Here is a 15,415-nt window from a genome sequence, read left to right as displayed (position 1 = left end):
TAGGTCTTGTGCTTAGCCTTTCTGGCTATGTGCAACCTCTACTCCAACACCATCCCTGCCACAGCGATGCGCCAACTGTTTGATGTGGCCGTTGAACGTGACAGGCTCGGGAATGCGGAACCATTGCCAGCCATCTACCCAAAGCACTTAGCCCCGGTAATCAGGAAAGGCGAGGAAGGTCAGCGAGAGTTGGTCCCACTGAGTTGGGGCTTTCGCACGACAAAGAAGTCAAAGAAAACCGGCGCAATTATTCAACCCGGTGCCTGGAACAACGCACGTGATGACAAGGTTCGCTCAAACGGCTTTTGGAAACAGAGCTTTGAGGAGCGGCGTTGCCTCGTTCCGGCTAGTTCGTTCTGTGAGGCCCAAGGAAGAAACCCTGCAACCTATCACTGGTTTGCCTTGAAAGGCGATGAAGACCGCCCGCCACTCGCATTTGCGGGTATGTGGCAAACCTCGCGATACCAGGGCATTGAAGGGCCAGAGGAGGTTGGAACCTACACCGTCATCACCACGACGGCCAATGAACTGGTAAAGCCCATACACCCGCAGAGAATGCCCGCCATCCTCAAGCCGGAGGACTATGAGCAATGGATGGATGGCAACGCGGATGACGCATTCGAACTGCTGGAGCCCTTCAATTCGAACGAAACGCAAATTGTTCGGTCTGGCGAAGGTGAGAAGTCGGATCCAGCAGGAAGATTGCCGTGAAAATCGTATCGGGTGGTCAAACTGGCGTAGACTTGGCTGCACTTGAGTTCGCTATCCAACGCGGTTTGAGCTACGGCGGCTGGGTCCCCAAGGGTCGCATCAACGAAGCTGGCCGCATTCCAGAACGATACTCAGGTCTAACGGAAGCACCGTCGGCTGAACCCGACGTCAGAACCCGGCTCAACGTCGGTTCAAGCGACGCGACGCTTATTCTGACTGATGGATCAGAAAGCCCGGGCACGAACTATACTCATAAAGTCGCAATTGAGGTAGGAAAACCGGTTTTGCGTATCGCGCTTGCAGATAAAAACCGTCTAGAAACTGAGCGAGTTCGGAAGTGGGTCGCATCAATCACACCTTCGGTTCTTAACGTTGCCGGACCACGTGAATCTGAGGCACCTGGGGTATATTCAAAGGCGTTTGCTTTCCTGAGCGATGCTTTTTCGACCAACTAGGCCAGTTTCTCACACGCCCGAAGTTCTTAAAGGGCTGACCGGTAAACCCGACGGTATTAACAACTCCTACGGTCCAATGATCGAAAATTCCATACTGCCACAATTGAGGTAGCGAAGAATGTCTTGTCACGCGATATGGCAAGATAGATGTCTGCTAAATCATTTCATTTTCACTATTTCCATGCTCAGTGTATTTCGGAGTTCACGTGAATTTTCCCTGATGTCCGACACCAACACTTGCCGAGGGTATTTTTCTTGACCGCCGACCGGCCCACATGGCTAATTTTTGCACCAGGTATATTTGTGGCGGTGTGGTCAACCGGCTATGTCGGTGCCAAGTTCGGCCTCGGTTATATAGAGCCGATGACTTTCCTTGCACTGCGCTTTGCCTGTGTAGTGGTGATTATGGCCGGCTTGTTTGCCATCCTGCGCCCACCGCTGCCAAAATCACCTAAAGAGTGGATACACTTGGCCATCGTTGGTTTTCTGCTTCAGGCGATGTATTTTGGCATGTGTTACATGTCGTTTGACGCAGGTTTGTCGGTTGGAACACTGGCCCTTATCCTCGCTATGCAGCCCATTCTGACCAGCCTGATCGCACCGCGTTGGGCAGGTGAAAGTGTGAGCTGGCGGCAATGGGCCGGATTGGCCCTTGGCCTGACGGGGGCGGTTCTTGTCATTACTGCAAGGTCGGAGGTAGCTACACCGCCATTGTTTGGTTTTCTTTTCGCCGCACTCGCCCTGATCGGTATTACCGGCGGAACCTTGTGGGAAAAACGCTTCGGAGTTTCGCATCATCCTGTCACTGCAAATTTGGTCGGGTTTACGGCAGGCTTGTTGGGGGTTGCGCCATTCATGGTCGCCTTTGAAACCATGCAGATCACTTGGACTTGGCAGCTTTTTGCGTCGCTGGTCTATCTCATCATTGCAAGTTCACTCATCGCCGTTGGCTTGTTGCTTGCCATGATCCGCGCCGGGGAGGTGTCAAAAGTTTCCGCGCTCTTTTTTCTAGTCCCACCGGGAGCGGCAGCTGTTGCTTGGCTGGTCCTCGGAGAAGTCATGCCACCGATTGCTTGGGTTGGGATGGTTGTCGCTGGATTTGGCGTCTTCTTGGCGACCAAAAAATCAAAGGAAGCGTCCTGAGAGAAGTCGAATTGTCTGAACGCAAAAAAACAACTATTGTCAAATAAACAATCGACCGCTTGGAAGAGATGAGTACTCAAAGCTGAACTTGGTGCAATTCTCAAGAATTGGCGCTTTGTCCGCAAAGCGGTCACTCGCCTTCTGTCTCACAAACGAAGTCTGCTATTACGCTGACGCGGCTAGTATCAAGAAGAGCCCAGTAACCGCTTTCGACTAAGATTCCGTTTGGAAGCATCACGAAAGTTATCACGCTAGCGCCACGCTTGCCGTAGCTCTCTGACCTGTGGCATGCAGACAAACCGTTTCGTTGGTCATTGCACATGAGCAACCATTTGCGCTTGATGTCGTGGTCATCCCAGGTAAATACACCCTGATCACCGGTAACGCTGTAAGTGTGATTTGGGCTGTCAGGGTGAGTGCAGGACATCTCCAAAGATACTGCCGCCGTACTAGCAAGCGTCAGAGTGGTTGCAGTCAGTATGATCCGTTGCAAGGTTGGCATGCGTCCATTGTGCATCGCTGCTCTTGCGCCTTGCAAGCTCTCCAAAACCGATGAGACGTTGGTGGCATAGGCCTTTGCTTTGAACGTCTGCTCCATCCACTCCGCTGCCATTTGCGTCCGGCATGGTCGTGTTTCCGCCTGCCGTACTGCCGCATGTCCGGTTTGAGCTGTAAAGCACACCGTTGTCATTCTAGTGCCCCCGCCTCAGAACACGCCACAACGAGTGTTTGGCAAAAGCCTAATACAATTGAGCGTTACGTGGTAATGTCGTAAGAAAAGACCTCTAAGTCTTCATCAAAACCCCGCAAAGAATGCCGCCCCAATTTTTGTGGCTCGTCAGATACCAAGTTCACAAAATCGCCCGTTGCCAAAAGCCGCGCGTCCAGTTTTCGCGTCAGGCCTTCTAACCTGCTGACAATCGCGACTGATGTGCCAGTTACCGTAAAATCCAAGCGCCTTTCGGTGCCAACATTCCCGTAGACAGCGGCGCCCGTGTGCAAACCAACCCCAAACTCAGCACGGTCTGATGGATCAAGTTCTTCATTCCTTTGAAACGCTTCACGCGCTGCGGACAGGGCTGCTTCGCACATGTCCTCAGGTAGTCTTCGTTGACCATCAAATGGAAAGATCGCAAGCAACCCATCACCAACGAATTTGAGAATCTCTCCGCCGTGATCGTGCACCGCCCCACCAACACAATCGAAGAATTGGTTAACCGTCGCGACATATTTTTCCGATGACAAGCGCTGGCTCAAAGCGGTAGAGCCGCGCATATCACTGAACAAGAGAGCACAGTCAATTCTGCTGACATCTCCTCGGGCTATTTGACCGTTAAGTACGGATCGACCGGACACTTTGCCTAGATAGACCTCCATCAATTCAGCTGCCAAGAACTGCTCCGACAATACACGCGCTGCACCAAGCAAAGGTAACGATAGCCGCGACAGACCATCTACCTCACGGTCCGTGAAGCCAGAACGACGCTTTGTAGCAAAAGAAACAGACGCGCCCAAAGCCCACTCCATCTCTCCGTCAAAGACAACAGTACGATTGCCGAATGGCGCACTGAATACGACATAATCGGTGACACCTGCTTCAGCGAGTTTTCGGAATAGCGGAAATTTGTCACGGGTCGCTTCGACAGTCAGATTTGCTCGCATGAAAGGAAACTTGATTGTTCCGTTCGAAAGTCCGTCGGCTAAGTCCCATACTTCCTTACTAAAGTGCTGTTTGGCAATCTCATTGGCCAATTTCGAATTCTCTCCGAAGGGTGCTTTATCAAAGAGATCAGCCGTTACTGAGCTACGTGGAAGAACAGTCCATTCAATACGATGGTTCGAAGCATCCCACGTTGCATCGAGCAATCCGATTACAGGGTGCATCATCAGGCGGCCCAACGAAACACGTGTGACCGGCACGCCACCATCGATCAGCCTGAGACTTAACTGCTCGACTAGTCCGCCAAGATCAGCATCAAAAAAGGCCAGCTTTTGCAGCCAATCTGCAATGCGGTCGAAAACATCCGCCATACCGTAAACCTCCCCCACCATCTTGTTACAGCCGGAGGCTCGTGTCATTCGGTTTGTCTTCGAACTCTCAATTCTCTAACAATGAGATCGCAAATTCTTTTGCGCGTTCGCTCTCAGTATTCAGGTGATCGTCAGCATCAGAGCCCAATTTGAGTTTTGCTGCTTTTCGTCACAAAGTCCGGTGTTTGTTTTTTAGGCAATTCAAATAGGAAGGGCAAAAAAGTGAAATTCATAAAATTGTACTCAGACGCCCAAGGCGAAAGCCATTGGAAAGACATCGAAGTTGAATTTGAGGAGCAAACATTCGCGCCGCCTGCGAAAGCAATTGAGATTTCAAAGCCCGAGGCGGCTACGCAAACCATGTTTTTTAAGGCTCAAGAAAGGTTGGGATGAACCAATTCATCCTACACCTGTCGCTCAAAAGCTCATTTGTCTTTCTGACTCGGTACGAGTGACCGCGAGCGATGGCCACTTCAGGGAGGTGCCGTCAGACGAATTCGAACCAGTCTCAGTTTGCCGCGGAAACCGCGAACCTATCCGGAACAAAGTTGACGCCACTCGCTAAGAGCGGTGGCGCGGGTCGGCTTGAAGGTGTCTCGGCTGACTAGCGATCTTTCCCGGTTGAATTTGTTGCACAAAGAGGAATGGACGGAGGCGAATTTCTGTAGACTTCGCATGCGTCTGAAACGCTGCATCGCGCGTCCGCATCATCGGAAAAGAAGGTGCGAGTTCTCGACTGGGTTGTTGAACCACCTGCCCGTCTGCTGTTTTTCGGTAGCGCTTAGTTCTCTGAGAGCAGTCCGACGCGAAGCGATCCGTTACGATCTCTTCTGAACAGCCATGGCGTTTCATCGATTTCTTGAAGAATTTCAATACCGCCTGCTTGTTTCGGCGTTTGGTGACAACGGTTTGCAGCCCCTTGCCTTCATGGCCAACAGCCCGCGAAAGAAAATGCCGCTTGCCATTCACCTTCAAGAAAACCTCATCCAGGTGCCACTTCCATTTCGATAATACGCAAAGTTGTTGCACCTGCTTCCGTCTGATCTCAGCAGCAAACTTCGGGTCAAACCTGTTCCACCAATTTCGGACAGTTTCGTGGCTCACATCGATGCCTCGCTCATGCAGCAGATCTTCGACATTCCGAAGCGAGAGCGGGAAACGGATGTACAGCATCACAGCAAGGCGAATGGTTTCGGGACTATTTTAAAGCATTTGAAAAAGGCAGACTTGGTCATCGGAAAAAGCTACTCAACCACCTTGCCCCGCTCGAGCAAAGTTCTTCTGACAAGGCACTTCTGATAAGTCCAGATGATCGCTGGCAGAAGCTTAATAAAGACCCTCGACTTTTGCCCGCAGTTTTATCAGTGATGCAACAGTGTCGATTGTGGGTGTTGTGATCCCGATCAGTTGCCCCAATTCCTGCACCGAAGTAACCAGTGCATCAATTTCCATTGGTCGGCTCAACTCCAAGTCCTGCCACATAGAGGTTTTGTGGGCGCCAACTGCTACCCCGCCGTCAATACGTTTTTCAACATCTACCGGAAACCTGATCCCAAGTTTCTCGGCGATTTCCTGAGCCTCTAGCATCATTCCGCGCGCCACAGACCGTGTACCCGGATCAGTACACAATACATCAAGTGTTGAGTGGGTAAGAGCGGAGATCGGGTTGAACGACAGATTACCCCATAACTTTAGCCAAATTTCGTCCCGAATTCTTGGTCTCACGGGCGCACGTAACCCAGCGGCGGATAGTGCCGCCGAAAACTTGGCAGCGCGGTCTGATTTGGAACCATCAGGCTCGCCTAACGAAAAACGATTGCCTTCGACATGCTTGATAGTTCCCGGAGTAACGACTTCTGCGGCTGGGTAGACGACACATCCAAGAACCCGATCTGGCCCGAAACCATTCCATTGCACGTTACCCGGGTCCACAGACCGCAACCTCTTCCCTTCGTAGGGACCTTCCAGTTTGTGGAAGTACCACCAAGGCACCCCGTTCACACCACTTACTAGTGTTGTCTCGGCTCCAATCAGCGGCTGCATTGTATCTACAACCGCTGGAACAGAGTGCGCTTTTAGAGTGATAAAGACATAATCTTGTGGGCCAAGATCGGCGGTATTGCCTGAGGCGCGTACCGGCACGTTGATCGGGTCCCGCCCGCCCTCAAGGAGAGTAAGCCCATTTTCCTGCATTGCAGCCAAATGGGCGCCACGCGCAATGACACTGACGTCGACGTCAGTCTGCGCGAGCTTCGCGGCAACGTAACCTCCGATAGCTCCGGCACCAAAGATGCAAACTTTCATGTGTCTAAGCCTTTGTCAGCCCAAGTTTAGCGGCCAGCCCAATCCGTTGTATCTTACCAGTCGCGCCTTTTGGAATCTCTTCGAGAATGACCACTGATGTCGGCACCTTGAATTTTGCGAGCCGTTCGCCGACAAAATCCCGAACTTCTGTACCCGCGATCGCCGCGCCCTCGGACAGTACCACCGCCGCCGCGATATCCTCGCCCAGTTTTTCGTGTGGGAGGGCAAAACAAACTGCCTGAGCAACGTCCGGGTGGCTCAGAAGCACGGCATCGACTTCGAGCGGGCTGATTTTTTCTCCACCACGATTTATCAGCTCTTTAAGGCGTCCGGTCAGCCGCAGGTAATTCTCTTCGTCGAACGACCCTTGATCACCGGTACGAAACCAAAGCTTTCCATCCGCTTCAAAGAAATTGTCTGCATTTGCCTGCGGGTTGCTCTCGTATCCCGGTGTCACGTTCGGACCGCTGATAACGATTTCTCCGACATCCCGCGAAGCGATCAACACATCTTCCGTTTCGTGTGCAATCCTGACTTCGGGTCCTGCAGCTATTCCAACAGATCCGGGCTTTTGCTTTTGCGGAGGAAGCGGGTTGCAACACATTTGGTGCGCGGCCTCTGTCATGCCGTAGGCTTCGATGACGGGCGCACTAAATGTTGCAACCAACTCTTCCATAACTGGTGCGGGCAACGAAGCAGAGGAAGATCGAAGAAAGCGCAACCGCGATTGATCAATGATTGATTGGTTTCGTGCAGCTCGGGTCAGAATAGCTTGGTGCATCGTCGGGACTGCCGTATACCAAGTCGGATCAACTTCAGCGACCTGCGAAAAAAAGCTTAGAGCGTTGAACCCAGGGGCGCAGCTAATTTGCGATCCGGCGCCTAAAGAAGCCGCGACTGCTGCGATCAGCCCATGGATATGGAACAGCGGCATGATGCTTAGACAACGATCATTGATTGTCAGTGTCAAAGACGAAGCCACATTTCTCGCAGATGCGTAGATATTTGCCTGCGTCAGAGGGACGATCTTTGGGCGCGACGTCGTTCCCGAAGTGTGGAGTATCAGGGCGACATCATCTTCACGCGGCGCAGAGGTATCAGCGACTCCAATTGGGTCGCGGGACAAAATCGAAAACTGGCCGGCCTCTGGGAAGCTATCGGAAGACGCCCGCAATATAGCGATGCCGAGATCGGTTGCCGCTTTTACTGCAGGTCCATCTTCGTTTTCACTTACAAGCAGTGCCTTAGCCCGCAGGTCCTTGAGGTAAAATACGTACTCTTCATAAGTGTAGGCGGGGTTCAGAGGTGCCGTCGTAGCCACTTGGGCAACGGATATGAAAGCCGTCGCCATCTCTGGACCGTTGGGCAAAACGATCGCAACTCGATCTCTACGACCTACTCCGATCTGATATAGATCCGCTTTGACCTTTGCGCAAAGCTCGCGGAGCCCATGGTAATTCAACCAAGACCGGCCAGGAGCACCGATAGCATTTGCAGTGCCGGAATGGGGAGCAATCAATTCAGCGACTAGATAGGGCATCCGGGATCCGTTCACAAAAGCATTGGCCTAACTCGCGGAGAGGGTTTGTTGTAGTACTTGCTAAGTTACGTTGACCGTTATGCTACCCAGTTTGTCGACGGCCAGAACCATAACATCGCCACGGCTCACAGGGCCAACGCCAGAAGGTGTTCCAGAAAGGATGACGTCTCCGGCAGCGAGCTCAAAGTAGTCGCTCAGGTAGGAGATCATCTCTGGGACCTTCCAGATCATCTGGTTCAAATCACCCTCTTGCCGAACGTCACCATTCACCGTCAAAGTAATTGGACCATGGTCGAGATGCCCAACTTCTGATGCCTTGTGAATAGGCCCGCATGGCGCAGAGCGTTCAAACGCTTTACCAATTTCCCAAGGACGGCCCATTTTTTTCATCTGCCCCTGCAGGTCGCGTCGGGTCATATCAAGCGAGAGACCATATCCAAAGACATGATCCAATGCATCGTCCACCGAGATATTCGTACCGCCGGACTTGAGCGCAATGAGCATTTCTGCTTCGTGGTGCACGTCGGAACTGTGCGGTGGGTACGGGAATTCACCCGAGGAATCCAGATTGTTAGGATTCTTCTGAAAGAAAAACGGAGGTTCCCGGTTAGGGTCATGACCCATTTCAATTGCATGTGCGGCGTAGTTTCGGCCGATGCAATAAACGCGACGCACTGGGAATGTGCCGCCCCCCGCTACGGGTATAGTATGCACCTGCGGCGCGGGAATGACATGACCGGACATCGCTTTCCTCCTCAGCGTATAGTTGCCAATGATCGGATTTCCAAACGGCCAGAGACCTTCCGATCGATGCTACGCCAGATACGATCAGACGCGGCTTCCTATGAAGTCATCGCCAAATTTGGGGTGAGTATGCAAGAGCTCCAACCTCGTTGCAGCCCGACCATTTCTAGAATTGGTTGGGCACTTATTCTACATCAGCCGTCAGATTGCATGCTTTTGGGTAGTACGCGCGAATAAACGGATTTCAGGTGATCCACCATGGCACTGGCGGCAAGTTCAGCGTCGCCCTTTGCAATGGCGGATACGATCGCATCATGCTCCCGAAAACTGGAGTAATTTTCAGCGGGCTTCAGGGTTTCGCGTGGTTGCCCCCAAACAATCGACCTACGGACCGAATTCAAAGTTTCGAAAAAGTATAGAAAAAGTTGGTTTCGAGTAGAGCGGGCTATGGCGTAGTGCAAATTGTTGTCCCACGCTTCGTAGGTGCGCCAGTCTTCTGCCGTGCGACATTTGTCAGCGCAAAGCCTCATTTGCTCACGGTCTGAACGAGTGGAATGGAGTGCCGCCAGCCGGCTAAGCTGCGGTTCGACCGTGAATCGCACCGACACAACCTGTTCAGGTTTAATTTGATTGCCCAAGTAAGTTACGTCGGTGAGGTTGAGAACCGGTCTGGAACCAACAAATGTTCCCCGCCCCACATGACGCCAGATCAGCCCCTGGGCCTCGAGTTCTGCCAACGCTCTTCGCAACTGATTGCGAGTTGTCCCAAGTTTTGAACACAGCTCACGTTCAGGTGGGAGCCTGTCGTTATGCCTGTATCCCGCATTGTTAATTAGGTCGCGTACGCGGTGCGCGAGTTCGGTTGGTGCGCTCATATCTCCACCCAATTTAGTGATTGGTTGATTGATTGAAACGCCAAGTCGGAAAAAACTCAAGAGCAAGAGGAAAGCAAGAAACGAGTCGCAGGACAGGTTCCGTGACCACGGCTTGACATAAGCACGAGGGAGGAGTGCCGAGTGCGGTTAGCAACTGTTTCCGTAGAGGGTCACGCCGTTTGCGTGGCAATACTTGAAGATGGCAGCAAGTTGGACATTTTGCGCGCAGCGCAAATGATTGGCAAAACGCTGAACGCCGGTTCAATGCAGCAATTGATCGCGGGTGGAGAAGATACGCTTGGAGTTTTGAGATCCCTCGTTTCATCGGCTGAAGCAGGTAGTCTAAAGGACGCACTGGTTTGGGATGACGCGCCGTTTCTGGCGCCAATTCCCAGTCCGAGTAAGAACGTGTTTTGTGTAGGGCGCAATTACGCTGAACACATTGCCGAGGGCGAACGGGCACAAAATCAAAAAATTGGTGTAACAGAGCATCCGGTTTTCTTCACAAAACCGCCAACCTCGATTGTGGCACCTGAGGCAAACATTCTGATTTTCCCATCGGTATCACAAGCCATCGACTACGAAGTGGAACTGGCAGTTGTGATTGGAAAACCGGGCCGAAACATAGCCAAGGCTGACGCATACGACCATGTATACGGCTATACGATCCTCAACGACATCACCGCACGCGACATTCAACGCCGACATGGTGGGCAGTATTTCAAAGGCAAAGGTTTAGATGGGTCTTGCCCATTGGGTCCCTGGATCGTGACTGCTGATGCGGTCAGCGATCCGCAGTCTTTGTCAATTGGAATAACCGTCAATGGCGAACAGCGCCAAAACGGAACTACGTCGGACATGATTTTCGACATTCCGACGCTGATCGCATCCCTATCAGAAGGCCTGACCCTAGAACCGGGCGACGTACTTGCGACCGGCACGCCGTCAGGCGTCGGATACGCAATGGACCCGCCTCAGTTCCTGAAAGACGGGGACACGGTGGTTTGTGAAATTTCAGAAATTGGCACGCTCAGGAATACCGTGCGCGCCGTGTAAGTGGCTCCTGCATCTCTGAAGCTGCTGGAAGCCAACCATGCAAGGGAGGAAGACTAAAATGATGAACAGAAGGACTTTCACAGCGTCCTTGCTTTCGGCAGTTCCGGTAGCGGGAGCAATGGGAACGAAAGGTTTTGCGCAGGACTTGCGTAAGATCACTTTTGTACAGCCGAGCCCATCGGCGATCAACTCATTTCCTGTTTTTGTCGCCATTGGAGAAGGTTACTTCGCAGACGAAGGTTTGGACGTGACCGTCGAGGCGATCAACGGTTCGGGAGCCGTGCTTCAAGCTTTGTCTGCAGGGCAAGCGCATTTCGGTCGCCCCGGACCTGGCCCCCTAATCGCAGCGCGATCGCGGGATGTGGACGCAGTACATATCTACAACGTTGCGGCACGCAGCAACTTCGGCATCGCCGTGCCAGAAGACTCTGACATCCAAAGTGTTGAAGAGCTTCGAGGTAAAGTTATCGGAACAGGTACGGCTGATGGCGCGGAAGTCGGCTTTGCACGCAATGTGATGACCGGAGCAGGCATGAAAGAGGGTGAAGACTTCACTTTCCTGACTGTCGGCGACGGTGGCCCGGCAACTGCGGCTTTCCTGAACGGTGAAATCGACGCATATTCCGCATCGACAGCTGACACGGCAATTCTGAACCAGCGCGGAATGGCAGTGCGCGACATTACGCCGGCAGAATTTGGGCGTTTCTTCGGCAACGGCATCGCCACTATGGCCGACACAATCGCCAATGATCGGGAACTGGTCGAGGCCTGGAGCCGCGCATTCGCTCGTGGCCATGCCTTTGCGCTCGATGATGCCAACCGCGAAGCCGTGTTGAAGCACCTGGCCGACGGCAATCCGCAGGAAGGCGAAGACAAGGAGTTCCAGTCGGCACTTTTCGATGCCGTGCGTTCAAAAACCATAGCGGCGGATCCAAGCAATGGTCTGGGATGGTATCCCGCCGAAGTCTGGCAAGAATGGCAAGACGCGCTGGTCGCAGGTGGCGAAATTCCAGGACCACTTGATGACCTGAGCGCTGCGTGGACCAATGAGTTTGCTGCCATTGGCAACGAGGCTGTCAGTAAATGAACGCTGAAGTCACCCATGAGTTTTCCGGCGCGCCCTTGGGCACGCCGGTCTACGAGTTGACACACGTAAGCAAGACCTATGCGCGCAATCTGGTGGTCGCTCTCGAGGACATCAATCTGACGCTTCGGAAAGGAAGCTTCACATCTGTCATCGGGTCCAGCGGGTGCGGCAAGTCAACTCTGCTAAAGATCATGGCGGGTCTGATCCCGCCAACTAAAGGACGTGTGATCCTGCAGGGGTTGCCGGTCACTGGGACCCGCCGTGATATTGGTATGATGTTCCAGCAAGCGACACTTTTCCCATGGAAAACAGCTGTGGAAAATATCGTACTGCCGATCGAGATCCGCGATGGAAAGGCAGCAGCCAAACAAGCCATGGCAAAGGCTCACGAACTTTTAGATGTCGTAGGCTTGAAAGGTTTTGAAAACGTATATCCGAACGAATTGTCGGGCGGGATGGCACAACGCGCGTCGATCTGTCGAATGCTGATAACTGAACCAGCCGTGCTTTTGTTGGACGAACCGTTCAGCGCTCTCGACGAGCTGTCGCGCGACATGATGAATATGGAGTTGCAGCGGATTTGCCGGGAACAGGAAGCGACCGCGTTTCTTGTGACGCACTCCATTCAAGAGGCGGTGATTTTGTCCGATGAAATCGTCGTGTTGAAGCCACGTCCAGGCAGGATTGCTGAAATCGTTGAAGTCGACCTGCCTCGCCCGCGCACGCTCGATATGATGACGACTCCTAAGTTCGGCGCTATTGTAGACTACATTCGCAGCCTCCTGGATAAGGGAGAAGAAATGTGAGCCAAGTTCAGGACTACTCGCCTTCCGTAAAGGACGCTGACCCCGCAGAAGACACTGTATGGGAGCAGAAAGTTCACTTTATCGACTCGGTTCCCCGTTGGATTGCGATGACGTTTGTTTTCGTCGTTTTCGTGGGCACTTGGCAGATTGTGACGAGCTTGGGGCTTGTATCGCCGATCATCCTGCCTACCCCGATGGAGACCCTTAGGGACATGATTTTCGTCGGACAAAACCTTTTGACCGGAGGTTACATGCTGGGTGCGCTTTGGATCACTTTCAAAGAGGTCATCTATGGCTTTGCCTTGGCGATCGCGATCGGTTTTTCGCTGGGCGTGCTAGTCGGGGAAACCGCATTTGGCGAAAAAGCAGTGATGCCTTACCTCGTGGCCATCGACACCATGCCAAAAGTCGCGTTCGCCCCGCTGTTTGTGGCGTGGCTGGGGTTCGGCATTGAATCCAAGGTGGCACTTGCCGCATTTATTGCGACATTCCCAATTGTGGTTGGAACAGCCGCTGGGCTTCACGCCGCCGACGAAAACGCGCGCATGTTGTTCAAGACGATGGGCGCGAGCCGGATGCAGACATTGATCAAGATGAAGCTGCCAACTGGCCTGCCGCAGATATTCACCGGTCTCAAGATCGGTGCAGTTGGCGTGATGGCAGGTGCAATTACAGGAGAGTTCCTGGGCGGCGGAAAGGGATTTGGTGAGCTGATCCGTGTTGCAGCCTCGCAGCTCAATACACCTCGGGTGTTCTCGTTGATCCTGTATCTCAGCCTCGTCGGCCTAGCCGTTTTTGCAACGGTGGTTTGGACACAGCGTAAACTAGTGTTCTGGCATAAAGAGCAGGTCGGCAGAGATGACTTCTGAACCTGTGAAAATACACTGCCAGGCCCTGCGTGAGTTTGTGGCGAGCGCACTCGAAACGCGAGGTGTGCCAAAAGCGGACGCTGTTCAGGTGGCCTCGACGATGGTGGAGGCCGACATCTATGGTTACGGCACACACGGTGTATTTCGCCTGCGCCAGTACCTTGCCCGGTTGGCGGGCGGCGGCTCTAATGCTACGCCAAAAGTCACGGTAGAACATGAGACTGTTGCAACCGCTTTGATCGACGGAGATGACGGACTTGGTCATTTAGCTATGTCGGCGGCGCGAGATCTTGCAATAGAAAAGGCGAGAGAGGTCGGCATTGGATGGGTCGGCGTTCGACGCGGCAACCATGCGGGACCACTCGCACTATACGTGCGTCCACAAGCCGAGGCTGGGATGCTTGGCATGGCCGCAGCGGTTGGCAGTGCGAACCACGTTCCGCCCTATGGCGGAAGCGACCTGCTTCTTGGCACCAATCCTATCGCTTTCTCTGCGCCTGCCGATGGCCCCGATCCATTCGTATTTGATATGGCCACAACTGTTGCCGCTATGGGCAAGATCAAGACCCTGTTACAGCAAGGTAAGCCTATGCCTGAGGGTTGGATGGTCGGGCTCGATGGAAACCCATTGACGGACCCTGCCCGCAAGTCAGAAGGATTTCTTTTGCCGATCGGCGGTCCAAAAGGTTTCGGTCTTTCTGTAGCTATCGGATTAATGGCCGGGGTCTTGAACGGCGCGGCCTTCGGCTCAGACGTGGTCAACTTTACCTCAGACACGACCTCATCCACAAACACAGGGCAATTCGTAATGGCGCTAAATCCGGCAGCGTTTGGGATGGAAAAAGACTTTGCTTCCAACGCGGCCCGCGTCTTTTCCGAAATGCGCGCGTCAGCCCCACTGCCCGATCATGACCCGGTGCGCTTGCCCGGAGACGGCAAAACGGCCGCAGCTGAAGCCCGTCGTAAAGACGGTCTGAGGTTGAATCCCGCCCTTTGTCGAGACCTCAACAACCTTGCCCAGGATTGTGGGCTGACACACCCATTTCCTGATCTCAACACTGACTAGCGGTCGATCCGTGAAAAGTTTGTAAGCGCTTTGGAACAGAAGTCAGCGAAACGCCTCATCCTCGGCCTCAAGCGCTTTCACAAGAGCCGAAAGCTTGTTCATCATGTGTAGCTTCATGGTTTTGCCAAGCCCATCTGCATCGCGAGCCTTAAGCAACTCCATCATTGCTTCATGTTCGCGAATTGCCTGCGCCCAGCGTTCGTCTGACAGATTGGCCACAAAACGTGCTCGGCGGACCCGCGCCGCCAACAGTTTGTGGTGGGTTTCAAGAATGTCGTTTCGCGCGCCACTTATCAGTGCCTGATGGATGTCCTGATTGGCTTTAAAGTAGGCCTGTCGATCACGTGACCTATAGGCTTTCAACATATCGGCGTGGCGACGTTCAATCTGTTTAATTTCCGAGGAGTTCATGCTCTGACACGACAACTCTCCTGCCAGTTGCTCAAGCGTCGCAAGAACTGGAAACGTATTCTCCAATTCTTCTCGCGTGACACTGGCAACGCGCGCACCTCGGTTGGCTTGGAGTACCACAAAGCCTTCTGATGCAAGCACCTTTAGGGCTTCCCGCAATGGTGTCCTTGAGACCCCCAACGAGTCGCAGAGCTGTTTCTCGGGCACTTTCTCTCCCGGCTTCAGAACATCTTCGACAATCAGGTTGCGCAGACGTTCGACCAGTTCTTCATGTAGTGTTGTGCGCTTGATGCCATCCGTTAGATTCATAACCACGT

The 15,415-nt window shown here is 53.2% G+C and carries 15 protein-coding genes and 1 pseudogene; 8 read left to right on the top strand and 8 right to left on the bottom strand.

Going from position 1 to position 15,415, the window contains the following annotated elements; genetic code table 11:
* Positions 1-27: 27 nt before the first annotated feature.
* The 3 genes from ACR0JF_RS20485 (at position 28) to ACR0JF_RS20475 (ending at position 2,309) form a co-directional block, all read left to right on the top strand.
* Positions 28-711, top strand: a complete 684-nt coding sequence (locus ACR0JF_RS20485) for an SOS response-associated peptidase (RefSeq protein ID WP_170662625.1) — start codon at positions 28-30, stop codon at positions 709-711.
* Positions 708-1,166: a putative molybdenum carrier protein gene (locus ACR0JF_RS20480; protein ID WP_480669774.1), complete on the top strand. Its 459-nt coding sequence runs from the start codon at positions 708-710 to the stop codon at positions 1,164-1,166. Before ACR0JF_RS20485 ends, ACR0JF_RS20480 begins: the two co-directional genes overlap by 4 nt.
* A gap of 255 nt (positions 1,167-1,421) precedes the next feature.
* A complete protein-coding gene (locus ACR0JF_RS20475; RefSeq protein WP_170662627.1) occupies positions 1,422-2,309 on the top strand; it encodes a DMT family transporter in 888 nt (295 codons plus the stop codon).
* Between the two features lie 130 nt (positions 2,310-2,439).
* On the opposite strand, the gene ACR0JF_RS20470 is transcribed toward ACR0JF_RS20475, so the two are convergent.
* The 7 genes and pseudogenes from ACR0JF_RS20470 to ACR0JF_RS20440 all read right to left on the bottom strand — a co-directional run bounded on the left by ACR0JF_RS20470 (position 2,440) and on the right by ACR0JF_RS20440 (position 9,803).
* Complete coding sequence (locus tag ACR0JF_RS20470; protein WP_170662629.1) at positions 2,440-2,907, bottom strand: hypothetical protein; 468 nt, start codon at positions 2,905-2,907, stop codon at positions 2,440-2,442.
* A 158-nt stretch (positions 2,908-3,065) separates the two neighbouring features.
* Positions 3,066-4,388, bottom strand: a complete 1,323-nt coding sequence (locus ACR0JF_RS20465) for an adenylate/guanylate cyclase domain-containing protein (protein ID WP_170662631.1) — start codon at positions 4,386-4,388, stop codon at positions 3,066-3,068.
* 485 nt (positions 4,389-4,873) lie between these two features.
* A pseudogene (locus ACR0JF_RS20460) lies at positions 4,874-5,575 on the bottom strand (IS6 family transposase).
* Between the two features lie 91 nt (positions 5,576-5,666).
* Positions 5,667-6,644: a 2-dehydropantoate 2-reductase gene (locus ACR0JF_RS20455; RefSeq protein WP_480669771.1), complete on the bottom strand. Its 978-nt coding sequence runs from the start codon at positions 6,642-6,644 to the stop codon at positions 5,667-5,669.
* Positions 6,645-6,648: 4 nt separating this feature from the next.
* A complete protein-coding gene (locus ACR0JF_RS20450; protein WP_170662635.1) occupies positions 6,649-8,184 on the bottom strand; it encodes an acyl--CoA ligase in 1,536 nt (511 codons plus the stop codon).
* A 60-nt stretch (positions 8,185-8,244) separates the two neighbouring features.
* Entirely contained in the window at positions 8,245-8,928 is a 684-nt protein-coding gene (locus ACR0JF_RS20445; protein ID WP_170375887.1) for a fumarylacetoacetate hydrolase family protein, read from the bottom strand.
* Between the two features lie 194 nt (positions 8,929-9,122).
* On the bottom strand, positions 9,123-9,803 hold the full coding sequence (locus ACR0JF_RS20440; RefSeq protein ID WP_170375889.1) for a FadR/GntR family transcriptional regulator: 681 nt from the start codon (positions 9,801-9,803) through the stop codon (positions 9,123-9,125).
* A 210-nt stretch (positions 9,804-10,013) separates the two neighbouring features.
* Between ACR0JF_RS20440 and ACR0JF_RS20435 the strand changes: the two genes are divergently transcribed.
* The 5 genes from ACR0JF_RS20435 to ACR0JF_RS20415 all read left to right on the top strand — a co-directional run bounded on the left by ACR0JF_RS20435 (position 10,014) and on the right by ACR0JF_RS20415 (position 14,687).
* Entirely contained in the window at positions 10,014-10,859 is an 846-nt protein-coding gene (locus ACR0JF_RS20435) for a fumarylacetoacetate hydrolase family protein (RefSeq protein WP_480669768.1), read from the top strand.
* A 118-nt stretch (positions 10,860-10,977) separates the two neighbouring features.
* A complete protein-coding gene (locus ACR0JF_RS20430) occupies positions 10,978-11,946 on the top strand; it encodes an ABC transporter substrate-binding protein (protein ID WP_480514259.1) in 969 nt (322 codons plus the stop codon).
* Positions 11,943-12,752 carry an ABC transporter ATP-binding protein gene (locus tag ACR0JF_RS20425; RefSeq protein WP_170467807.1) on the top strand — a complete coding sequence of 270 codons (810 nt, stop codon included), beginning with the start codon at positions 11,943-11,945 and terminating at the stop codon, positions 12,750-12,752. The genes ACR0JF_RS20430 and ACR0JF_RS20425 overlap by 4 nt, the downstream gene beginning before the upstream one ends.
* Positions 12,749-13,621 carry an ABC transporter permease gene (locus ACR0JF_RS20420; protein WP_170375895.1) on the top strand — a complete coding sequence of 291 codons (873 nt, stop codon included), beginning with the start codon at positions 12,749-12,751 and terminating at the stop codon, positions 13,619-13,621. The genes ACR0JF_RS20425 and ACR0JF_RS20420 overlap by 4 nt, the downstream gene beginning before the upstream one ends.
* The gene (locus ACR0JF_RS20415) at positions 13,611-14,687 is read left to right on the top strand and encodes an Ldh family oxidoreductase (protein ID WP_170662637.1); all 1,077 of its coding nucleotides are present in this window, start codon (positions 13,611-13,613) and stop codon (positions 14,685-14,687) included. Before ACR0JF_RS20420 ends, ACR0JF_RS20415 begins: the two co-directional genes overlap by 11 nt.
* 42 nt (positions 14,688-14,729) lie before the next feature.
* Here the strand turns inward: ACR0JF_RS20415 and ACR0JF_RS20410 are convergent, their stop codons facing one another.
* On the bottom strand, positions 14,730-15,407 hold the full coding sequence (locus ACR0JF_RS20410; RefSeq protein WP_170662639.1) for a GntR family transcriptional regulator: 678 nt from the start codon (positions 15,405-15,407) through the stop codon (positions 14,730-14,732).
* Positions 15,408-15,415 lie beyond the last annotated feature (8 nt).

Source organism: Ruegeria sp. BG11 (genome assembly GCF_056538565.1).
This window is presented reverse-complemented; position numbering and strand designations above follow the sequence as displayed.